Below are 20,525 nucleotides of genomic sequence, written 5' to 3' on the forward strand. Positions count from 1 at the left end.
ATTTGACACCGGCTGTTCACCCCTCAGTAACGGCGCTTACGCTTAAGAAACCGTTGACGCCTGCCCGTCATCCCGCGCCGAGGAACGCGGCGCTGCTCGCAGGCATTTCCGCCGCGCTGCACGACGAGCAACCGCGCTCGTCCACAGAAAATGGCAAAATCGTGAAGACTGCGCGTTGCGGGAGACCGTAGGGACTCAGATAGTAAATCGGGTGTTGCAGTCGGCGTCGGTCAGCTTCGCCGTGGTCCTGCCAGTATTGAGTCATCCGATGTTGTCAGGTTCGTTAGCGTCCGCTGGTCTGGAGTCGAAACGTCGACGCGCCCTCCCTTTGCCCAAGGGCATGGTGTCTATGCAGACCTTCACGCCCGACTCGTCGATGGTGTCCGACGTGCTCCCCTCGCCGAACTATGGCGAGCGGAATAAAGCGCGCCGTCCGGACATGATCGTGCTGCACTACACCGGCATGCCCGACGTCGAAGGCGCGCTGACCCGGCTGTGCAAGGCCGGCACCGAAGTCTCGGCGCACTACGTCGTGCTCGAAGACGGCCGGATCCTGCAATGCGTCCCGGAATCCAAGCGCGCCTGGCACGCCGGCGTCGCGTCCTGGGCCGGCGAGGAAGACATCAATTCCTGCTCGATCGGCATCGAGATCATCAATCGCGGCCACGATTGGGGCTATCCGGATTATCCGCTGCGCCAGATCGCGGCGGTGATCGCGCTGTGCCGCGGCATCATCCTGCGCCGCGATGTGCCACCGCACCGTGTCGTCGGCCATTCCGACGTGGCACCGGCGCGCAAGAAAGACCCGGGCGAGAAATTCCCGTGGCGATCGCTCGCCGCCTCCGGCGTGGGCCTGTGGGTCGAGCCGGCGCGGATCGTGCCGGGGCCGGCGCTGAAGCAAGGCACCGAGGGCGACGAGGTGCGGCTGATGCAGCAGGCGCTGGCCGACTACGGCTACCGCGTCCCGGTCAACGGCAGCTACGACCACGCCACCACCGACGTCGTCACCGCGTTCCAGCGCCACTTCCGCCCGGAGAAGGTCGACGGAATCGCCGACGCCTCGACGCTGGCAACGCTGCACGCGCTGCTCGCACGGCTCCCGGTGGAAGCCCGCGCCATCGCTGCGCTCGGCTAAGCGTTTCGGCCACACCACTTGCAGCTTGACGATCGCGGCCCAAGCCCGCATGGCTTGCCGCGTCAGTCGGCCGGACGGCCGCTCCGGCAAGTGCCGAAAGGCCGCCGGGGAGGAAAGTCCGGGCTCCATCGACATACGGTGCCGGATAACGTCCGGCGGGGGCGACCCCAGGGAAAGTGCCACAGAGAACGAACCGCTTCCTCTTTCTTCTCCCTCCCCCGCTTGCGGGGGAGGGTCGGGGTGGGGGCAGTAAGGGTGAAAAGGTGCGGTAAGAGCGCACCGCGTCGCCGGCAACGGGGACGGCATGGTAAACCCCACCGGGAGCAAAACCGAATAGGGACGGCATCGCGGATAGTTCGCTGCTCGCAGCGATAACTCCGCAGGGCGATGTCAGGCTCGCCGTCCGGGTAGGTTGCTCGAGGCGCTGTGCAAACAGCGTCCCAGAGGAATGGCCGTCGCGTACCACGTCCGCAAGGAAGCGGTGCCCTCCAGAACCCGGCTTACAGGCCGGCTGATACTTAATGAATGAAGGGCTCGGCGGAAACGTCGGGCCCTTCGCCATTTCGCAAGGTCACAACAGCGCGTCGATAAGGTCGCGAAGCTGCCTTTCATCACCGAGAAAGCTCGAGATCATCGCTGCCATCACGGCCGCCGGGTCCAACCGCTTCAAATGCAGCGGATGTCCCGAAACCTCGGCGAGGTGAGTGAGGAACGCGAGCTGTGTCCGTCCATTGCCTTCCCTGAAAGGATGGATGGAGTTGAGCTCGGCAAGAAAGTGAGCAGCAGAAGACGCGAAGTCCTCCCGCGAGCAACGACGGAAGTGATCGTCCGCCTGAAGACTTGCGAACAGCCGGACCATCTGTTGCTCGATGTACTCCGGATAGCAGAAGGCGCTGCCGCCCTTGGCTATGCGCACAGTACGGTAGTGCCCGGCCCAATCGTAGACGTCCTGAAACAGATGCCGATGAAAGGCGCTGTAGTGGACATGATCGAGCTTCCCCGAAGGAACCGGCTGTTCTGCGCGCACCGCAGTAACTTCGGCTTCGTAACGATCCAGAGTGGCTTGGTCGCGAATATCGACCAGATTCCTCAGAACCGTCGTACCCGGATAGCAATACGGATCGGAGACCGCATCGTACATGCTAACCCTTGCGGTAAACTTCCTTGATCCGCTCGATCCGCTGTTCCGCAGAAAGCCCGAGACGCCTTGCCTCGTCGGCACGGCGCTTCATCTCGTCAGAGAGGATGATGCCCTCGACAGCGCTGATCTTTTCGAAGCGCTCGGCGCCAAGAAGGAATTCCTGCTGCGCCGCCTGATCCCGATAACGATTATCTTCTGACATTCGATGAGCTTATCACAAAGCGCCTAGAGCGTCACGGGCCGGAGCGCCTCAATGCCCCCCGCCGCCCGCCGCGGCCATCGGGTTGGCCGGCTTGGCGAGCAGGAACACCAGCGTGCTGAGTCCGAGGTAGAACACCGTCAGCAGGAAGAAGGCGTCGCCGTAGCTCATCACCACGGCCTGACGGTGGACGATCGCGGTGAGCTGTTTCAGCGCCATCATCGAGGCATCGCCCATGCCCTGGAAGCGCTGGGTGAAGGTGTTGAGCAGCTCGATCGCCTGGGCGTTGCCCCAGTTCACCTTGTCGTGCAGCCGCGAGATGTGCAGGTCGGTGCGGCCGTCGAGGATGGTGTTGATCAGCGCCAGCCCGAGCGCGCCGCCGAGATTGCGGGTCAGGTTGAACAGGCCGGAGGCGTTCTTGACCCGGTGCGGCGGCAGCGTTCCGAGCGCGATGTTGTTGACTGGTACCATCGCCATCATCATGCCGACGCCGCGGAAGATCTGCGGCCACAGCAGCTCGTAGAAATCGAAGTCGCGCGTGATCCAGGTCATCTGCCAGGTGCCGCCGGCGAACAGGATCAGGCCGATGGCGATCAGGATCCGCATGTCGACCAGCGCCATCAGCCGGCCGACGAGTGGCGCGGTGCAGAACATCGCGATGCCGGAGACGAACATCGTCTCGCCGATCATCAACGCGCTGTAGCCGCGCACTTCGGCGAGATAGCGCGGGTAGATGTAGGTCAGGCCGTACAGCCCGATGCCGACGCAGAACTGGAACATGCAGCCGATCGCGAAGTTGCGGTCGGTGAAGGCGCGGATGTCGACGATCGGCTCGCGCGCGGTCAGCACCCGCCAGAAGAACGCCACCGCCGAGACCGCGCAGACGATCGCGAAAATGAAGATCGACTCGTCGTTGAACCAGTCGTTGCGCGGGCCCTCTTCCAGCACGTATTCGAGCGAGCCGAGAAAGCCGGCCATGAAGCCGAGGCCCCACCAGTCGAAATGATCGAGCAGCTCGTAATGCGGCTCGTCGAAATCAACCAGCGCCAGCACGCCGATGGTGATGCCGATGCCGGGCACGATGTTAATGAAGAACAGCCAGTGCCACGACATCAGGTCGGTGATGTAGCCGCCGACCGTGGGCCCGATGGTCGGCGCCAGCGTCGCGACGAGACCAATGATCGGGCCGACCATGTTGAACTTGCTGCGCGGAAACACCGTGTAGGCCGAGGCGAACACGGTCGGGATCATGCCAGCGCCGAGAAAGCCCTGGATCGCGCGCCACACGATCATCTCGGCGATCGACGAGGTGAAGCCGCACATCAGGCTGGCGAAAGTGAAGCCGGCGGCCGAGATCGCGAACAGATTTCGGGTGCCGAGCGCGCGCGACAGGAAGCCGGACAGAGGGATCGCGATCACTTCGGCGATCAGATACGCGGTCTGCACCCACGAGACTTCGGACGACGACGCCGACAGACCGGCCTGGATTTCGGAGAGCGATGCCGAGACGATCTGGATGTCCAGGATCGACATGAACATCCCGAATACCATGATCAGAAACGCGATCAGGCGTGTCGCCGGGACGTGCTCGGACGGTTCGGCGGGCGCCGCGATCGGTGTATCTGCCGTGGTTGTCGCGGACATCGCTAAGTTCTCAGCGCCAGGCCTGAGGGGCCGTCAATCATCAAACAGAATTTCCGTCATTGCGCGAGAAGCGAAGCAATCCAGGACTCGGTGCACGGGGCTGGATGGCTTGGTCGCTTTGCTCCTCGCAACAACGCTGACAGAAAAGAATTACTTGGCGTCGCCGGTCCGGGTATCGACGTCGACATAGACCGACATGCCGGCGCGCAGCAGCCCTTCGCGCGCCACGTCGGCGGGCACGCGAATCCGAACCGGGACGCGCTGCACGATCTTGGTGAAGTTGCCGGTGGCGTTGTCGGGCGGCAGCAGGGTGAACACCTGCCCGGCCGCCGGCGCCAGGCTGTCGACGGTGCCTTCGATCTTGCGGCTGGAGAACGCGTCGACCGAGATGCCGACCTTCTGGCCGGGCTTCAGCCGGCGCAGCTGCGTTTCCTTGAAGTTGGCGTCGATATAGACGCCGTCGAGCGGCACGATGTTGGCGAGCCGCTGGCCGGCATTGATGTAGTCGCCGACATTGACCAGGCGGTTGGAGAACACGCCGGTCACCGGCGCGCGCACATTGGTGAAAGCGAGATCGCGCTCGGCCTTCGCCAGCGCGCTCTGCAGCTCGATGAGCTGGGCGCGGGCTTCGGCCTGCTGCGCCTTGGTCACTTCGACATTGTCGCGCGCCGCGTCGTAGGCAGCTTTGGCGGCGGCCACCGAGGCGACGGTCTGGTCGCGGCTGGCCTGCGAGGTTTCGAACACCGCGCGCGAGGCGAAGCCCTTGGTGGAGAGCGCCTGCTGGCGATCGAAATCGAGGTCGGCGCGCTTGGCGGCGGCTTCAGCGGAGGCGAGCTGCGCCTGCGCCTGCTCCACTGCGCTCTGCTGCGCGACGATCTGCCGGCCGATCCGGGCGATGGTGGCTTCCTGGGTGGCGATCTTGGCGCGCGCGGAGTCGACCGCGATCTTGTAGTCGCCGTCGTCGATCCGGAACACGACGTCGCCGGCCTTCACCTCGGAATTGTCGCGCGGCAGGATCGCGGCGATGTGGCCGGACACGCGGGCGCCGAGCGTGGTGTTGTTGGCGCGGACATAGGCATCGTCGGTGCCGACCATGAAACGGCCGACCAGCATGTACTGCGTGCCGAAGTAACCGATCGCGGCCAGCGCCGCGATGCCGACGCCGATCAGCACGAACTTCTTCTTGCTCGGCGGCTTGGCGGCCGCGCCCGGACGCGCGGCAGGCGCCACCGGCTCGGACTCGGCGTCGGGCTCGGGCGGATCGGCGAGCTTCAGCGTCGAGGGATCTTCCAGCAGCGAGCGCAGCGCCTCGGCCTGCGACGGCACAGCCGGATGCGGCGGTGCGCCGGCCGCCGCTACGGCCTCCCCGTTCTCCGGCTCGGAGCGCAGCACGCGGGCAGCTTGGTCGCGTCCGGACATCGGGTTCTCCTGAACTCAGCTCGCACGACAAATGAGCCAGCCGGGCTGGTAGCCCTGGCAGGTTATCCAGAACTACCATTGACCGAACGGTTCGGTCAACTTAACTTCACGGCACCAGGGTAGCAGGTGTGCGTTTCCGCCCTCGTTCCACTCCCATGATTTTGCAGGACAGGCTGAACCAATGGTTGCACCCACATCGGCGGCGGCGATTCACAGCGACGACGACAGCGCCAAGCGGCGCCAAATCCTCGACGGTGCCCGCGCGGTGTTTCTGGAGTTCGGCTTCGACGGCGCCAGCATGGGCGAGATCGCCCGCGCCGCCGGCGTCTCCAAGGGCACGCTTTATGTGTACTTCGCCGACAAGAATTCGCTGTTCTGCGAGATCGTCGAGCAGGAGAGCTTGGCGCAGGGGATGCTGTCGTTCGAATTCGTTCCCGATCGGGACATCGAAGCGACGTTGCGCGCGTTCGGCAACGCCTATATCGCACTGATCTGCAATCCGCGCGGCGCCTCGGCAATCCGCACCGTGATGGCGATCGCGGAGCGAATGCCGGAGATCGGACGGCGCTACTACGAGCGGGTGATCGCCAACACCATCGGCCGGTTCGGGCGCTATCTGCAGGCCCAGGTCGCGGCCGGCGTCCTTCAGATCGACAACTGCGACCTCGCCGCCGCGCAATTCATGCAGGCCTGTCAGGCAACGTTGTTTCTGCCGTTCATCTTCCAGACGTCGGAGCCGCCCTCACCCGCGCGGATCGCCGGCGTGGTCGACAGCGCCACCGCGCTGTTCCTCGCGGCCTATCGGGCGCCGAAAGCCGGCGGCTCGAACGAACTGTCGTTCGACTAATCGTCCTCGGCCTCGTCGCGATCGACCTTGTGGCGCGACGCGTTGCGGCCGATCGAGCCGGTGACGCCGTTCCAGCCCGGCCCCGGCGACGCACTGCCCGCGTAAGGATTGCGCTGCTGCAGCCGCTGCGCGATCACTTCGCCGGACACCGCGGCCGGCTTGCAGATCGTGCGCTGGCTGCGCCGCCGCATCAGATCGACGTGAATGTGATCGTAGTGATAGACGTTCGAGCCCGGCGCCAGCACCGTGGTGAACATCTGGCATGCCGAGTTCTGCACGTCGTGCAGGAACGCCTGCTCCTCCGGCAATCCGCGCCAGCCGCCCTTCACGGTGATGCGGCGGCCGTCGGCCAGCACGAAGGCGGCGATATCGAGCGCGTTGCCAAACGCGTGCTCGGAGATGTGGGCGTTCGGATTGCCGTTCATGCCGCGGCACGAATACGCGGAGATCTGCTTGATCTCGACCACGCGCACGCCGAACCAGCGCATCGCCGAGGGCTGCACCGACTCTGCGAGCCAGCGATCGAGCGCCGACACGATCGGACACGCCAGCGTCGCGGTCGGCTTGATCGCCACCGGCCCCACCGAGCCGGTGATGCCGCCTTGCTGGCCCGGGCCGAGCCGCGGCAGCGGCCGCTCCGCTTCGCCGGGATAGCCGCCCTGCGGCGCAGCGCCGCGCGGATAGCCGGTGACGTTCTCGGCCGGCGGACGCTCGGCGGACGGCTCGCCTTCCGGCGGCAGTTCGATATCGTCCTGAGCCGGCCCCACACCCGGCGCATTCAGCGACACCGGCGCTTTGCCGTAGCCGCCTTGCGGCGCGCCGTAGCCGGTCTGCGGCTGTGCGCCGTAGTTCGGCGCGCGCGCCGGCGGTTCGGCATAGCCACGTTGAGGTGTCGCGTAGTTCGGTTGCGGCTGGCCGCCCGGCCAGCGCGGCTGGCTTTGGCCGGCACCGCCGATCGCACCCGGCGGACGCAGATCGTCGGCAAAGCCGATCGCGCCGGTTTCGCCGAGCGCCGCCACCTTCAGCGGAAACTCGGCACCACACACACCAGGGCCTGAGATCGGATCGATCCGGACCAGATCCGGTCCTTCGCGGACCACGCCGGATTTCAAGCACGCGATCTCGGCCTCGGCTCGCCACGGTTCGCGCTCGGCGGTCTGAAACAGACCGCGACCGCAACCCGCGAGAGAGACGAGGACGAAGGAGCCGACGAGATACAAACGAACTCCGCGCGTCATGCGCGCACAGTCCACCAATCTGATTAAAGAGAATTGAACGGTATTGGGCGAGGTTTTCTTAACCATAAGAGGAGCGCGGAACGTCGTATCCCGCAGCGCCTCACTGTCGCCGTCGCCGCCTGATCAGGCGGCGCGGACTTCGCGCAGGAAGGTGTCCACCTGAGTCTTCAGTGCCTCGCCGCTGCGCGACAATTCGGACGCGGATTCGACCACCTGTCCGGCCGCCACGCCGGTCTCGCGCGCCGCTTCGTTGACGCCCGAGATGTTGCTGGAGACTTCCGTGGTCGAGCGCGCGGACTCGGCAACGTTGTGGGCGATCTCGCGCGTCGCCGCGCTCTGTTCGCGCACCGCGCTGGCGATCGCGGTAGCGATCTCGTTGATCTGAGCCACCGTGCCGGTGATGCCTTCGATCGCCTGCACCGACGATTGCGTCGCCTGCTGGATCGAGTTGATCTGGGTGGTGATCTCCTCGGTCGCCTTCGAGGTCTGCTCGGCGAGCGCCTTCACTTCGGCGGCGACCACTGCGAAACCGCGGCCGGCGTCACCGGCGCGCGCCGCTTCGATGGTGGCGTTGAGCGCCAGCAGGTTGGTCTGCGAAGCGATGTCGCTGATCAGCGTCACCACCTCGCCGATCTTCTGCGCGGCCTCGGCGAGACTGCGCACCTCTTCATTGGTGCGGCCGGCCTGAGTGGCCGCCTCGCCGGCGACCCGCGCCGACTGATCGACCCGGTTGCCGATCTCGGTGATCGATGCATCGAGCTCTTCGACCGCCGCTGCAACGGCCTGGGCATTGGACGTCGCCTGCTGCGAGGCTGCGGTCGCGGCCACCAGCCGGCGCTCGGATTCCCTTGCGGTGCCGACCATCGAGTCCGCGGTGCCGCGCAGCTCGGTCGCGGCCGAGCCGACCAGTTCAACCACGCTGCCGACGCCGGTTTCGAACCGCGCCGCGAGTTCGTGCATCGCCTTGCGGCGCTCGGTTTCGTGGGTGATCCGCTGCTCGTCCTGCGCGGCACGCAGCCGGCCGGTTTCGATCAGCCCCTCTTTGAACACTTCGACCGCCTGGGCCATCAAGCCGATCTCATCGCTCCGCCCCCGGCCCGGCACCTCGACGTCGTGACGGCCGCTGCTGATGTCGCGCATCGCATTGCCAAGCGCCTGGATCGGCTTGGCCATGCTGCGGCCGAGCCATACGGCGATCGCCGCGGCGGCCAGCACGGCGGCGATCGCCGCGAACGCGAGCCACTGCATCGATTGCCGTTCCAGCGCCGCATAGGCGCTGGCATCGCGCGCGATCATCAGCACCGCAACCGGCTCGCCGGAGAAGCGCTTGAGTGGGCCGAACGTGGTGGCGATCGCCTTGCCGTCGGCCTCGCCCTTCTCGATCATCAGCTCGCCGCCGAACGCACGGCGCAGCGTCGCCAGATCGGTGACGGGATTGGGCAGGCTCGAGGCGATCACATTGGTCTTGTCGCCGTTGATCTGCAGGATCGCGACGTCGACGCCGAACCGCGCCTTCATCCGCTCGACGAACGCCTTGCCGAACGGCGCGCCGATATCGACGGTGCCGATCACCTTGCCGTCCTCGACCATCGGCGTGGTGCCGAACACCGTGAGATTGTCGAGCCCCGGCTCGATGCCGCCGACGGCCTTGCCGGTGGTCATCGCCTGCACCACCATGGCGCGCCGCCCCGACACGTCGTCGCCGAAGGTCTTGGGATTGTGGATACGCACCAGCGTCGTCGCCGGCGGCACCTGGATCGTGTACAGCGACAGCCCGCGTAGCGTGGTCAGGTCGCGGCCTTCCTTGAGCAGCTTCATCAGCCCGTCGCGGTCGCTCGCCTTGGTGAGCTCACGCAGCGGCGGCAGCGCCGCCAGCACATCGCTGAGCGCCAGCGTGGTTCGGGTCTCGGCCTCGGTCGCCGCGGTGATGTTGGCGAAATCGGCGCGTAGCTCGCGCTCAAGCGCAACATCGATCGTCGCCTTCTGGCGCCAAACGCTGAAGCCAGCGAGTACGACACAGGAGCCGATCGCCACCAGCGTGATGGCCACGATCATCCGGGCCGAAATCGATTTGAGCATTCCGCAGTCCCTTTTCTAGGCATTTGCGCGGTTGAACCGCAGCAGCCTCACACCTACCGGCAAGGGAACAAGAAGCGGTTAATACCTGCCTACCTCGTAAAATTACGAGTTCCGGCCGCCCCGGTAAGGTTGACCGGTTAGGTTAAGACCGTAATCGCGTTGACCCCATCGGCCCGCTTGGTCAACTAACCGCATGATCAAGGACGACGACTACGAACTCGACGATTGCGGCAACCGCGTGCTGATCGGGCTGACGGCGGAGGAAACCGCCGAGTATTTTCGCCTCGAGGAAATTATCAGCAAGAGCATGCCGCTGCCCCAGGTCACGCGCGACGAATGGTACCGGCCTGAAGATCGCCGCTGGCTCGAGCTGTACGAGAAGCACGAATCCGCCCGCCGGCCGTTCCTCAAGAGCAGCAAGACCATGCATTGAGGCGCGCGGACTCTGGCCACGTGCCGGAGCGATCACCACGCGTAGCGCAGCAGTCCCTTGCCGGCATAGCTGCGGGTCACGTCGGAGAACTCGCCTTCGAAGCTGGCGGCGACCGAGAAGCCGTTCAGCCAGCTCACTTCCGCCGACACCGTGGTCAGCGCAGCATCCCGCGCCGGCCGCGCGCCGTTCACCGCGAAGCTGGCGCCGGGCAGCGCCTGGAAGGTTGCTGCGACCGACCGTTCGACGTCGAAATCGTGCGCCCAGGCGGCGCGGCCGCGCAGTGTCAGCAGCGCGCCATCCAGCGCGAACGACCTGTCGGTCCGCAGGCCGAGCTCGCTACGCGTCGCGGTCACGGTCTTGGCCGCATAGCCGAGCGCGAACACGCCAGTTCCGCCCACAGCCTGCTCGGCATAGGCCGGCAGATCAAAGGCAGTCACTTGCGCGGCAGCGTACGGTGACAGACCAACACCGCCGATCACCGGGGCGATCCAGCGATGCCCGGCTTCGACCCGCGCGGAGTAAGCGTTGGCGTTGAAGTTGGCGCGGAGCTGATTGAGGCCGCCGATCGCGACAGTGCGTTCGGTGGTGATGTCCTGCCAGCCGTAGGCCGCCGCTGCGGTCAGGTAGCTCGCACCAAAACTGTGGCGGATGAAGCCGCCAACCTGGATCAGATCCGACGTGCCCGAGCCGAGCCCGTTCGTCAGTCCGAACTGCGTGGCGCCGCCGGCCATGGCGAAGCCCGCGACGGTCTGCGGCGACAGCCAGTAGTCGGCACCTGCAGCAATGCCGGCGAGCCGGCTGGTTGCGGTGGAGGAGCCGAGCGAAGCATTGCCATCGGCGGTCTGCGCGCCGCCGAAGCCCGCGCCCCACACATTCCAATGCGGAACGAACCGCTCGGCAGCGCTCTTGGTGATCATCGCATAGGCGTCGGACGCCGAGCCGCGGGGCGTGCGATCCGCGAACCCCAACGGCCCCGACGCAGCATCCCGCGCACCGCGGCCGTTGCTCGACGGATCGGTCAATACGCCCATGAACTGGGTCATGGCACTGAACGTCGACTGCTGCGCGCCGGTCGCGGTCTCGCCCGACACGGCGCTGAGCCCGCTCGGATTCAGCGCGCCGAATACGATCGGGATGCTGCCGGTGCGCGCGAAGTAACCGCTCAGCGCATTGGCGACCTCCGTCTGGTTGCGGTTCAGGCCGCTGTTGATGTCCGGCGACGGACCGGGCGTGTAGTCGAGCACCAGATTGAGATAGGCATTGTTGGAATCGTAGCCGAGGTTCGATCTGAAGCCGGACGGCAGATTGGTATTCACCAGCGTGCCGAAGGTGCCTACCACGCCGCCGGTCGCATTGACGAGAGTGTATTGCCGCTCGACATAGCCGCCGCTGGCGAACGACGCGTTCACCGTGGCGCCGCCGAGCGTGGCAGTGCCGCTGACGTTGACGCGGTCGGCGCTGCTCGGCGACAGCTCGACCATGTAGCTCGACGCCGCCGTGAACGTGAGGTTGCCGCTGACATTCAGCGTGCCGATCGAATTGCCGGGCGCCAGCGCGCCGCCGTTGATCAGCGTGGTGCCGACCGTGCCGTTGCCGCCGAGCGCTGCGCCGGCATTCACCGTCGTCAGCGACGACGAGGCGATCGAGCCGTTGACGCCGAGCGTGCCGGCTTCGACCGTGGTGGCGCCGGTGTAGCTGCTGACGCCGGTCAGCGACAGATTGCCGGCGCCGCGCTTGATCAGATTGCCGCCGCCTGAGATCGCGCCGCCGAAGCTGGTCGCGTCGGAGCGATTGAAGGCGAGCGTGGCGTTGTTGGTGACGTCGCCGACGATCGAGCCCGAGGTGCCGCCGTCGCCGATCTGCAATGTGCCTCTGGAGACGGTGGTGCCCCCAGTGTAAGTATTGGTTCCGGTCATCGTGAAGACGCCAGTGCCGGCACTGCCGCCGAAGCTGATCAGATTGCCGGTGCCGGAAATAGCGCCACTGAACGTATGGGCGTCGGAACGCGCGAATTCCAGCGTCCCGTTGTTGAGGACGTCGCCGACGATCGAGCCGCCGGTGCCCCCATTGCCGACCTGCAAGTAACCGCCGCTGATTGTCGTGCCGCCCGTATAGGTGTTGTCCCCGCCCAGGATCATCGCGTTATTGCCGAGCTTGGTGACGCTGCCGCTGCCGGAGATCACGCCATTGAAGCCGATCGAGTCGAACCGATTGAACTGCAGCACGCCGTTGTTGACGACGTCGCCCACGATCGAGCCGCTGGTAGCGCCGTTGCCGACCCGCAGCGTGCCCGCCGAGATCGTCGTGCCGCCGGTGTAAGTGTTGTTGCCGAGCAGCGCTAGAATGCCGCCGCCAAGCTTGACTAATTGGCCGCTGCCGGAGATCACGCCGCCGAGGCTGGTGCCGTTGCTGCGGTTGACCGTCAGCGTCGCATTGTTGGTGATGTCGCCGGTGATCGAGCCGCTGATCCCGCCATTGCCGAGCTGCAGCGTTCCGCTCGAGATCGTGGTGCCGCCGGTGTAGAAACTGTCACCGGTCAGGGTCAGCATTCCAGTGCCGGTCTTGCCGAGCGCGAATTGTGCTCCGTTGTCGACGAACGTGCCTGAGAATTCCGTGGAGGTGTTCAGGCTGCCGACGGTCAGAGTCTGGACCGGAACCCCGCCCACCGCCGTCGCCTGAACGGTTCCACTGCCCGATAACGATCCGATCGAGATCGCCCCCGAGGTGGTCCGCAGCGCCAGATCCCCGCCATTACTGACGACTGCCGCCGTTCCGCCCGACGAGGTCTCGCTGAAGATCAGTGTGCCGCCTGTATTTGTAATCGTCACATCGGCAGCCGTGCTGCTCCCCCGAAAATCGATCTGACTGCTCGGACCGATCAGGAGCTGCTGCGTGGTGCCGGAATTGTTGACGATGCCGGCGCCGTTAAAATTAAGCTGGCCGCCGGACGCGACACCGATGAGGAAGCCCGGTGCCCCGGCTTCGAACGTGAAACCGTTCGGATTACGTGTGGTCGACAGCACTACTGCCGTCGATGCGCCGTTATTGCGGAACACTGCGGTGTCGCCCGTGTCCGGAACGGTGGCCGGGCCACTCCAATTCGAAGGCGTATTGTAAATCTGATCGGCGCCGACCCAGACCTGCTGGGCCAACGCGGGCATCGCCACCGCCACCAGCGCTGTCGAAGCAAGCAGCGACGACAGCACCATCCGTCTTCGTGCGCCACGGGGCCGACCTGTGACGCTCGACCTCAGCCCCTCACCAATGCCCCGAACCTGCACGCAACTGCCCTGTCACCTCTCAGGTCATTGGCGACCTGATTCAGAAAACAACCTAAAGGTTCAGGATTGGGATGCAAATAGGAACCATTATTGGAACCCACATCTGCGATCAGACTGGTCGCCGCCGCGAACGCGTGATAGCGCTCCGGCAAACAACAGCGGGGAGATGGAACGCGATGATCGAGGCGGTGATCTGGGATTTCGGCGGGGTGCTCACGAGTTCGCCGTTCGAGGCGTTTGCACGGTTCGAGACCGAGCGCGGGCTGCCGCTCGACATCATCCGCCGCACTAATGCCGCCAATCATTTCGAGAACGCCTGGGCCAAATTCGAGCGCGCGGAAATCGATCTCGACACCTTCGACGAGCTGTTCGCTGAAGAATCACGCGCCCTTGGCGCCGAGGTGCGCGGCCGCGACGTGCTGCCGCTGCTGTCGGGGACGCTGCGGCCCGAAATGGTCAACGCGCTGCGCACCATCAAGCAGAACCACAAGACCGGCTGCATCACCAACAATCTGCCGGCCAACGCGATCGGTTCGAGCTCGGGGCGGACGTTGTATGTCGCCGAGGTGATGGCGCTGTTCGACCACGTCATCGAATCCGCCAAGATCGGCCTGCGCAAGCCGGATCCCAAGATCTACCAGATGATGATCGATGCACTCGGGGTCGATCCGAAGGCTTGCGTGTATCTCGACGACCTCGGCGTCAATCTGAAGCCGGCGCGCGAGATGGGCATGGCGACCATCAAGGTGGTCAGCGCCGAACAGGCGATCGCCGAACTCGAAGACGCGACCGGGCTGAATTTGCGCGGCGCCTGATCGCCAATCTCCCTCGCCCCTCGTCGGCGGCGTCGCTTCCTGACAGCCGCCGACCGTCATTAGAGATCTGGCGTCCGCGTAGTTTCCCGAGGAGCGCGGCGCTGCTGCTGCGCTTCTACTCATGCCAGAGTGATTGTATTGATTCGTGACGCGCCGCCGCGCTTTCATCAGCGGGCGGCGTCCGTGGTTGCTTTGCGTTCGATCGTTCCTGCAAGCCCGCGAGTCCGCTGTGATGACCAAGGCCGCTGCGACCATCAGTTCCGCGTCGGATGATCGCGCCCGGATCCGCGCCGAGTTCGACCGCTTCGCCGTCGCTCGCTCGCTGCAGCGGCCGAGCGACCTGATCCTGATCCAGCCGGCGCTGTTGCCGCAGAGCTATTTCGACGTCACCACCGCACGCAGCGGCGGCTACTACAACTTCCCGCCGGTTGGCCTGCTGTATCTCGCCGCTGCGGCACGCGCCGCCGATCCCGCGCTCGGTATCCACCTGATCGACATCAATCATCAGCTGCTCAAGGCCGCACATGGAGACGGCTTCGACTACGGCCTTTGGCGCGATCTGGTCCGCGATGCGATCAAGGCCTGCGCCAACCCGCATGTCGGCGTGTCGTACATGTTCGGCACCACCAAGCCTTGCTTCACCGAAGTCATCGACCTGATCCGCAGCGAATTTCCGCAGGTACCGATCCTGTGCGGTGGCGTGCAGGCGACGTTCGACTATCGGGAGATCCTGGCGAGCGGGCTGTGCGACATCGTCGCCCGCCACGAAGGCGAACAGCAACTGATCGGCTATCTCGGCGCGCTGGCCGGCACCCCGGACGCCATTCCGGTCGGCATGGCGTTCACCGAGGCCGGCGCTATCGTCGAGCTCGGCGCACCGCCACCGGATAATCCGGTGAACTGGGACGTCACGCCGTTCTACGACGCGATCCGGATCGAGGAGTATCACCGCTACGGCGGGCTCGGGGCGTTCTCGCGCTATGTCGGCGCCGACAAGCCGTTCGCCACGGTGCTCGCCGCCCGCGGCTGCCGCGCCCGCTGCACTTTCTGCACGGTGCGCAACTTCAACGGCTTCGGACTGCGGCAGCGCACGGTGCAGGACGTCATCGACGAGGTGAAGCACCTCGTCACCGATCACGGCATCCGCTCGATCGACTGGCTCGACGACGATCTGCTGTGGGACCGGGAGCGCGCGCTGGCGCTGTTCAGGGGCCTCGCCGAGCAGGTGCCGGGGCTGGAATGGACCGCCAGCAACGGCCTGATCGCGGTGGCGATCGACGACGAGGTGATGCAGGCGATGGTGGCGTCCGGCCTGCGCGCCTTCAAGATCGGTGTCGAGTCCGGCAACGACGCGATGCTGAAGACGATCAAGAAGCCGACCACCAAGCCGAAGCTGCGCGCCCGCGCCGAGCTGTTCGCCAAATATCCGAACGTGTTCGTCTCGACCAATTTCATCATCGGCTTTCCCGACGAAACCTTCGGGCAGATGATGGACAGCTACGATCTGGCGGTCGAACTCGCCAGCGACTGGGCCAGCTTCTACATCTGCCAGCCGCTGAAGGGCACCGAGATGTTCTCGGCGTTCCAATCGCTTGGCGATGCCCGCACCAAGGAAGAGCGCTACGACAAGACCATCAATCCGGGGCGCTCCGCCGAGCGCGGCGAATTCGGCTACCGCTTCGCGCCCGGCCGCGTGCTGCGCACCGGCTGGGAGGTGTTCGAGATCGACCGCAACAGCGTGCCGGATCTCGAACAGCAGAAAGAAATCTGGTTCAGCTTCAACCTGGTCGCCAACTTCCTCGACAATCCGAACTTCCGGCCCGGCGGCAACGCCGCCAAGCTGGCGCGCTGGATCGAGGCGATCCACGACGGCTATCCCTACGACGCCTCGATGGCCGCGGCGCTGGCGCATGCTTATCACCTGCTCGGCGACGTGAAACGCCATGCCCATCACCGCGCCGACTTCCTGCGGCTCACCGCAACGTCCGCCTATTGGCAGAACCGCGTCGCGCAGTTCCCCGAACTGCTGGTGCTGGCGCATCTCGAGCAGCCGCCGGACTGGTTCGCCGGCCCGATACCGCGCGGTTTGACCCGGCCGTTGCCGCAGCCGCAGCGCCAACAGGTGCACGCATGAGTTTCGCCGGCAAGGCCGCGCTGGTCACCGGTGGCAGCAAGGGCATCGGCTTTGCGATCGCGCGGGCGCTGGCGCAGGCCGGCGCGTCGGTGATGATCTGCGCCCGCGACGAGAGCGAGATCGCCCAGGCGCTGCCGACGCTGCGCAACGGCGTCCGCGGCCGGGTTCATGGTCTCGCATGCGACGTCCGCGACGAGGCCGAGGTGCGCCAGCTGGTCGACCACACCGTCACCGCGTTCGACGGCCTCGACATCCTGGTCAACAACGCCGGGGTCGGTCTGCTCGGGCCGGTCGAGACGTTTCCGCCCGAGCACTGGCGGCTCACCCTCGATACCAACCTCACCGGCGCGTTCTATTGCTGCCACTACGCGATCCCGGCGCTGAAGGCGCGCGGCGGCGGCGCCATCGTCAACATCGGCAGCCGCTCCAGCGTCAACGCCTATGGCGGCGGCGCGGCGTACTGCGCCTCGAAATTCGGCCTGCTCGGGCTGTCGGAGTCGCTGCTGCAGGAGCTGCATCCGTTCGGCATCCGGGTCAGTTGCGTGATGCCGGGCCGGGTCGCCACCGATTTTGCCGGCGAGCCGCCGCAGGACTGGCACCTGTCCGCCGACGATGTCGCGCAGGCGGTGATCGATGTGCTGTCGTTCGCGCCGCGCGCGCTGGCGAGCCGGATCGAGCTGCGGCCGGCGCGGCCGCCATCGCCGGCACCGCGATGAGCGAGCGCGCCGCCCTGCCCCTGTACGGCCGCCGCGCAATGGTCACCGGAGCCGCGCAAGGCATCGGCCTCGCGATCGCCCGCACGCTGGCGCTGCACGGCGCGCAGGTCGTGCTGGTCAACCTCAAGCACGAGTCCGGCGAAGCCGCGGCACGCGCGATCACCGATGCCGGCGGCGATGCCCGCTTTATCGTCGGCGACATGAGCGACGAGGATGCGATTGCCGCGACAGTGGCGGCGAGCGCCGCCGCGATCGGCGGGCTCGATATCCTGGTCAACAACGCCGCGCCGACGCAGCGGGCGCGGCCGCCATTTGCCGAGCAGAGCGCCGCACTGTGGGACGCGACCGAAGCGGTGATGCTGCGCGGCTACATGCTCACCGCGCAGGCCGCGCTGCCGCATCTGGCGCAAGCGGGCGGCGCGATCGTCAATCTGTCGTCGGTGCTGGCGCGCACCGTCGCGCACGAGACCGCCGCCTATCACGTCGCCAAGGCCGGCGTCGAACAGCTCACCCGCTATCTCGCCTGGCATCTCGGCCGCAGCGGCGTGCGGGTCAACGCGGTCGCGCCCGGCGTGGTCGATCGCGATGTCGGCGCCAAGCTCAGCGACGATCCGGTCAATCGGGCTGTGCTCGAAGCTGCGGTGCCGCTCGGCCGCGCCGCCACCGGCACCGAGATCGCCGAGGTTGTGGCGTTCCTGTGTTCGCCGGCGGCCGGTTACATCACCGGTCAGACGCTGGTGATCGACGGCGGGTTGTCGCTGGGCGAGCCGTTCGGCGTCGCGCGCGCCACACTGCGCGCCGCGGCCGGAGCCGCTTAACCAGGGCTCGCTCAGCCCGGCGTCCGCGCCACCGGCGCGCGCTGATCCGCTTCGTACCAGCGCTTGGAGCGGTTGACGATCGCCACCACCGTCAGCATCACCGGCACCTCGATCAGCACGCCGACCACGGTGGCGAGTGCGGCGCCGGATTCGAAGCCGAACAGGCTGATCGCCGCGGCAACCGCGAGTTCGAAGAAGTTGCTGGCGCCGATCAGCGCCGACGGGCCGGCAACGCAGTGCTGCTCGCCGCTGAGCCGGTTGAGCAGATACGCGAGCCCGGCGTTGAAATATACCTGGATCAGGATCGGCACTGCGAGCAGCGCGATCACCAGCGGCTGCCGGATGATCTGCTCGCCCTGAAAGCCGAACAGCAACACCAGCGTGGCCAGCAGCGCAACCAGCGACAGCGGCTGGAAGATGCCGAGCAGCCGCTGCAATTGCGCCTCACCGCCCGACGCCAGCGCCCAGCGCCGCAGGCCCTGCGCGATGATCACCGGCACCACGATGTACAGCACCACCGACAGCACCAGCGTGTCCCACGGCACGGTGATGGCCGACAGGCCGAGCAGCAGACCGACGATCGGCGCGAATGCGAACACCATAATGGTGTCATTGAGCGCCACCTGGCTCAGCGTGAAATGCGGCTCGCCCTTGGTCAGGTTCGACCATACGAACACCATCGCGGTGCACGGCGCAGCGGCGAGGATGATCAGGCCGGCGATGTAGGAGTTGATCTGGTCCGCCGGCAGATACGATCTGAACAGATAGCCGACGAACAGCCACGCCAGCGCCGCCATCGAGAACGGCTTCACCGCCCAATTGATGAACAGCGTGACGCCGATGCCGCGCCAGTGCTCGCGCACCTGGCCCAAGGCGGCGAAGTCGATCCGCACCAGCATCGGGATGATCATCAGCCAGATCAGCGCCGCCACCGGCAGATTGACCTTGGCGATCTCGGCTGCACCGATCGCCTGAAACGCACCCGGCATCAGATGCCCGAGCGCGATCCCGACGACGATACACAGCGCGACCCAAAGAGTGAGATAGCGTTCGAAGGTGGACATGGCGAGCCTCTTTTGGCGATCCGATGACTTCTTGGATGGGAGCGGCGCGATCCCCCGCACCGACGTCATCCCCGCGTAGGCGGGGATCCAGTATCCCAGAGCCCCGATTTCAACTACTCACATCGCTGCGCGAACTCAGCGGCGCTCTGGGATACTGGGTCGCCCGGACAAGCCGGGCGATGACGGCGGTGGAGAGGGAGGCGCCGTGCCTCCTCTCCACCTCAAAGAAGCCCTACACCGTCGCCACCCGTCGCCCACTGGCGTCGATCACTTGCTCGCCATCTTCCTTGAAGAACTCACCGCGCTGCTGCGGCAGCAGGTCGAGCACGGCTTCGGACGGCCGGCAGATCCGCACGCCGTTCGGCGTCACCACCAAAGGTCGCTGGATCAGGATCGGGTGCGCGATCATTGCGTCGAGCAGTTCGTCGTCGCTGAGCGCCGGGTCGTCGAGCTTCAACTCCGCATACGGAGTGCCCTTCTCGCGCAGCGCCTGCCGCGGCGTCAGCCCGGCGCGCGCGATCAGTTGCGCCAGCAGTGCGCGGCTCGGCGGACATTTCAGATAGTCGATGACGTGCGGCTCGATGCCGGCATTGCGGATCAGGCCGAGCGTGTTGCGCGAGGTGCCGCAGGCGGGGTTGTGATAGATGACGACGTTCATCACGCGACCTCGGGCCGGCGGTGGCTGGCGCCGTCGGCCTGGCCGATCTCGCGCAGCTTCGCGCCGAGCGCGACGCCGTCGAGCATCTTGATCGGCAGCGCGGTGAAGGCGTCGATCCGGTTCTTCAGGAAGCGGAACGCCTGGACGAAGGCGCGTTCCTTGTCGAGATCGCTCCCCTCGACCGCGGCGGGATCGTCGATGCCCCAATGCGCCGTCATCGGCTGGCCAGGCCACACCGGGCAGGCCTCGCCGGCGGCGTTGTCGCAGACGGTGAACACGAAATCCATCACCGGGGCGTCGGCGGCGGCGAACTCCTGCCAGCTCTTGGAGCGCAGCCCCTCGGTCGGATAGTTGCCGTCCTCCAGCACTTTCAGCGCGAACGGATTGACGACGCCTTTCGGCTGGCTGCCGGCCGAGAACGCATGGAAACGGCCGCCGCCGTCCTTGCGCAGAATGCTCTCGGCCATGATCGAGCGGGCGGTGTTGCCGGTGCAGAGAAACAGCACGTTGAAGATGCGATCAGACATCGACGGTCTCTTTCGAAGGACAACAGGGGGTCAGGTCGGCGATCAGCGGGGCGCAGATGTCGCTGCGGCCGTCGCAGCAATCCATCAGCATGAACAGCATCAGATCTCGGAACCGCCCCAGATCGGCGCGGTACACGATCGAGCGGCTGTGCCGCTCAGAGGTCACCAGGCCGGCGCGACTCAGCACGCCGAGATGCACCGACATGGTGTTGGCCGGCACTCCCACCGCTTTGGCGAGATCGCCGGCGGCGACGCCATCCGGCTCGCGCCGGACCAGCAGCCGGAACACCGCGAGGCGGGTTTCCTGCGACAGGGCCGACAGAGCATCGAGGGCTACACTTGCTTCCATAATTCATGAATAATGGAAATATCAGTAC

18 protein-coding genes and 1 other RNA gene are annotated in these 20,525 nt (G+C 66.1%); 9 read left to right on the forward strand and 10 right to left on the reverse strand.

Features of this window, described 5'->3' with window-relative positions:
* Positions 1-268 precede the first annotated feature (268 nt).
* Both HZF03_RS17870 and rnpB read left to right on the forward strand, forming a co-directional pair.
* Entirely contained in the window at positions 269-1,135 is an 867-nt protein-coding gene (locus HZF03_RS17870; protein WP_012496972.1) for an N-acetylmuramoyl-L-alanine amidase, read from the forward strand.
* 62 nt (positions 1,136-1,197) lie between these two features.
* Positions 1,198-1,654: RNase P RNA component class A (rnpB, locus tag HZF03_RS17875), an RNA gene on the forward strand.
* Between the two features lie 52 nt (positions 1,655-1,706).
* Here the strand turns inward: rnpB and HZF03_RS17880 are convergent.
* Positions 1,707-2,276 (reverse strand): Fic/DOC family protein, encoded by a 570-nt coding sequence (locus HZF03_RS17880; RefSeq protein ID WP_011159080.1) that lies wholly within the window; start codon positions 2,274-2,276, stop codon positions 1,707-1,709.
* Here HZF03_RS17880 and HZF03_RS17885 point away from each other — a divergent pair.
* Positions 2,275-2,475 carry a hypothetical protein gene (locus HZF03_RS17885; protein ID WP_179906182.1) on the forward strand — a complete coding sequence of 67 codons (201 nt, stop codon included), beginning with the start codon at positions 2,275-2,277 and terminating at the stop codon, positions 2,473-2,475. The two genes, HZF03_RS17880 and HZF03_RS17885, sit on opposite strands and share 2 nt — an antisense overlap.
* A gap of 51 nt (positions 2,476-2,526) precedes the next feature.
* Here the strand turns inward: HZF03_RS17885 and HZF03_RS17890 are convergent, their stop codons facing one another.
* Both HZF03_RS17890 and HZF03_RS17895 read right to left on the reverse strand, forming a co-directional pair.
* Positions 2,527-4,119 (reverse strand): DHA2 family efflux MFS transporter permease subunit, encoded by a 1,593-nt coding sequence (locus HZF03_RS17890; RefSeq protein WP_119017276.1) that lies wholly within the window; start codon positions 4,117-4,119, stop codon positions 2,527-2,529.
* A 150-nt stretch (positions 4,120-4,269) separates the two neighbouring features.
* Positions 4,270-5,538 (reverse strand): HlyD family secretion protein, encoded by a 1,269-nt coding sequence (locus HZF03_RS17895; RefSeq protein WP_119017277.1) that lies wholly within the window; start codon positions 5,536-5,538, stop codon positions 4,270-4,272.
* 181 nt (positions 5,539-5,719) lie between these two features.
* Between HZF03_RS17895 and HZF03_RS17900 the strand changes: the two genes are divergently transcribed.
* Positions 5,720-6,385, forward strand: a complete 666-nt coding sequence (locus tag HZF03_RS17900) for a TetR/AcrR family transcriptional regulator (protein WP_119017279.1) — start codon at positions 5,720-5,722, stop codon at positions 6,383-6,385.
* Here HZF03_RS17900 and HZF03_RS17905 read toward each other — a convergent pair.
* Positions 6,382-7,623 carry an extensin-like domain-containing protein gene (locus tag HZF03_RS17905; protein WP_119017281.1) on the reverse strand — a complete coding sequence of 414 codons (1,242 nt, stop codon included), beginning with the start codon at positions 7,621-7,623 and terminating at the stop codon, positions 6,382-6,384. The two genes, HZF03_RS17900 and HZF03_RS17905, sit on opposite strands and share 4 nt — an antisense overlap.
* Positions 7,624-7,746: 123 nt before the next feature.
* Positions 7,747-9,702, reverse strand: a complete 1,956-nt coding sequence (locus HZF03_RS17910; RefSeq protein WP_119017282.1) for a methyl-accepting chemotaxis protein — start codon at positions 9,700-9,702, stop codon at positions 7,747-7,749.
* 193 nt (positions 9,703-9,895) lie between these two features.
* On the opposite strand from HZF03_RS17910, the gene HZF03_RS17915 reads away from it, so the two are divergent.
* Positions 9,896-10,135 carry a hypothetical protein gene (locus HZF03_RS17915; RefSeq protein WP_012496979.1) on the forward strand — a complete coding sequence of 80 codons (240 nt, stop codon included), beginning with the start codon at positions 9,896-9,898 and terminating at the stop codon, positions 10,133-10,135.
* A 32-nt stretch (positions 10,136-10,167) separates the two neighbouring features.
* Here the strand turns inward: HZF03_RS17915 and HZF03_RS17920 are convergent, their stop codons facing one another.
* Positions 10,168-13,416 (reverse strand): autotransporter outer membrane beta-barrel domain-containing protein, encoded by a 3,249-nt coding sequence (locus HZF03_RS17920; protein ID WP_119017283.1) that lies wholly within the window; start codon positions 13,414-13,416, stop codon positions 10,168-10,170.
* A gap of 176 nt (positions 13,417-13,592) precedes the next feature.
* Between HZF03_RS17920 and HZF03_RS17925 the strand changes: the two genes are divergently transcribed.
* The 4 genes from HZF03_RS17925 to HZF03_RS17940 all read left to right on the forward strand — a co-directional run bounded on the left by HZF03_RS17925 (position 13,593) and on the right by HZF03_RS17940 (position 17,899).
* Complete coding sequence (locus HZF03_RS17925; protein ID WP_119017284.1) at positions 13,593-14,231, forward strand: HAD-IA family hydrolase; 639 nt, start codon at positions 13,593-13,595, stop codon at positions 14,229-14,231.
* Between the two features lie 232 nt (positions 14,232-14,463).
* A complete protein-coding gene (locus tag HZF03_RS17930; RefSeq protein WP_119017285.1) occupies positions 14,464-16,365 on the forward strand; it encodes a B12-binding domain-containing radical SAM protein in 1,902 nt (633 codons plus the stop codon).
* The gene (locus HZF03_RS17935; RefSeq protein ID WP_119017286.1) at positions 16,362-17,081 is read left to right on the forward strand and encodes an SDR family oxidoreductase; all 720 of its coding nucleotides are present in this window, start codon (positions 16,362-16,364) and stop codon (positions 17,079-17,081) included. Before HZF03_RS17930 ends, HZF03_RS17935 begins: the two co-directional genes overlap by 4 nt.
* Complete coding sequence (locus HZF03_RS17940) at positions 17,078-17,899, forward strand: SDR family NAD(P)-dependent oxidoreductase (RefSeq protein WP_119017287.1); 822 nt, start codon at positions 17,078-17,080, stop codon at positions 17,897-17,899. Before HZF03_RS17935 ends, HZF03_RS17940 begins: the two co-directional genes overlap by 4 nt.
* Before the next feature lie 11 nt (positions 17,900-17,910).
* On the opposite strand, the gene arsB is transcribed toward HZF03_RS17940, so the two are convergent.
* From arsB to HZF03_RS17960, 4 genes are all read right to left on the reverse strand, one after another.
* Complete coding sequence (gene arsB / locus HZF03_RS17945; protein WP_119017288.1) at positions 17,911-18,963, reverse strand: ACR3 family arsenite efflux transporter; 1,053 nt, start codon at positions 18,961-18,963, stop codon at positions 17,911-17,913.
* 232 nt (positions 18,964-19,195) lie between these two features.
* Entirely contained in the window at positions 19,196-19,621 is a 426-nt protein-coding gene (arsC, locus tag HZF03_RS17950) for an arsenate reductase (glutaredoxin) (protein ID WP_119019836.1), read from the reverse strand.
* A complete protein-coding gene (locus tag HZF03_RS17955) occupies positions 19,621-20,148 on the reverse strand; it encodes an arsenate reductase ArsC (RefSeq protein WP_119019835.1) in 528 nt (175 codons plus the stop codon). The genes arsC and HZF03_RS17955 overlap by 1 nt, the downstream gene beginning before the upstream one ends.
* Positions 20,141-20,497 carry an ArsR/SmtB family transcription factor gene (locus HZF03_RS17960; RefSeq protein ID WP_119019834.1) on the reverse strand — a complete coding sequence of 119 codons (357 nt, stop codon included), beginning with the start codon at positions 20,495-20,497 and terminating at the stop codon, positions 20,141-20,143. Before HZF03_RS17960 ends, HZF03_RS17955 begins: the two co-directional genes overlap by 8 nt.
* Between the last annotated feature and the right edge of the window lie 28 nt (positions 20,498-20,525).

The organism is Rhodopseudomonas palustris (assembly GCF_013415845.1).
GTDB lineage: Bacteria > Pseudomonadota > Alphaproteobacteria > Rhizobiales > Xanthobacteraceae > Rhodopseudomonas > Rhodopseudomonas palustris_F.

What these genes read in the sequence shown, in the direction of transcription:
- HZF03_RS17900 (WP_119017279.1), top strand. Translation starts at nt 5,720, where the DNA reads ATGGTTGCACCCACATCGGCGGCGGCGATTCACAGCGACGACGACAGC.
- HZF03_RS17940 (WP_119017287.1), top strand. Translation starts at nt 17,078, where the DNA reads ATGAGCGAGCGCGCCGCCCTGCCCCTGTACGGCCGCCGCGCAATGGTC.
- HZF03_RS17915 (WP_012496979.1), top strand. Translation starts at nt 9,896, where the DNA reads ATGATCAAGGACGACGACTACGAACTCGACGATTGCGGCAACCGCGTG.
- HZF03_RS17880 (WP_011159080.1), bottom strand. Translation starts at nt 2,276, where the DNA reads ATGTACGATGCGGTCTCCGATCCGTATTGCTATCCGGGTACGACGGTT.
- arsC (WP_119019836.1), bottom strand. Translation starts at nt 19,621, where the DNA reads ATGAACGTCGTCATCTATCACAACCCCGCCTGCGGCACCTCGCGCAAC.
- HZF03_RS17935 (WP_119017286.1), top strand. Translation starts at nt 16,362, where the DNA reads ATGAGTTTCGCCGGCAAGGCCGCGCTGGTCACCGGTGGCAGCAAGGGC.
- HZF03_RS17930 (WP_119017285.1), top strand. Translation starts at nt 14,464, where the DNA reads ATGACCAAGGCCGCTGCGACCATCAGTTCCGCGTCGGATGATCGCGCC.
- HZF03_RS17925 (WP_119017284.1), top strand. Translation starts at nt 13,593, where the DNA reads ATGATCGAGGCGGTGATCTGGGATTTCGGCGGGGTGCTCACGAGTTCG.
- HZF03_RS17885 (WP_179906182.1), top strand. Translation starts at nt 2,275, where the DNA reads ATGCTAACCCTTGCGGTAAACTTCCTTGATCCGCTCGATCCGCTGTTC.
- HZF03_RS17895 (WP_119017277.1), bottom strand. Translation starts at nt 5,538, where the DNA reads ATGTCCGGACGCGACCAAGCTGCCCGCGTGCTGCGCTCCGAGCCGGAG.
- arsB (WP_119017288.1), bottom strand. Translation starts at nt 18,963, where the DNA reads ATGTCCACCTTCGAACGCTATCTCACTCTTTGGGTCGCGCTGTGTATC.
- HZF03_RS17890 (WP_119017276.1), bottom strand. Translation starts at nt 4,119, where the DNA reads ATGTCCGCGACAACCACGGCAGATACACCGATCGCGGCGCCCGCCGAA.
- HZF03_RS17905 (WP_119017281.1), bottom strand. Translation starts at nt 7,623, where the DNA reads ATGACGCGCGGAGTTCGTTTGTATCTCGTCGGCTCCTTCGTCCTCGTC.
- HZF03_RS17955 (WP_119019835.1), bottom strand. Translation starts at nt 20,148, where the DNA reads ATGTCTGATCGCATCTTCAACGTGCTGTTTCTCTGCACCGGCAACACC.
- HZF03_RS17910 (WP_119017282.1), bottom strand. Translation starts at nt 9,702, where the DNA reads ATGCTCAAATCGATTTCGGCCCGGATGATCGTGGCCATCACGCTGGTG.
- HZF03_RS17960 (WP_119019834.1), bottom strand. Translation starts at nt 20,497, where the DNA reads ATGGAAGCAAGTGTAGCCCTCGATGCTCTGTCGGCCCTGTCGCAGGAA.
- HZF03_RS17870 (WP_012496972.1), top strand. Translation starts at nt 269, where the DNA reads ATGTTGTCAGGTTCGTTAGCGTCCGCTGGTCTGGAGTCGAAACGTCGA.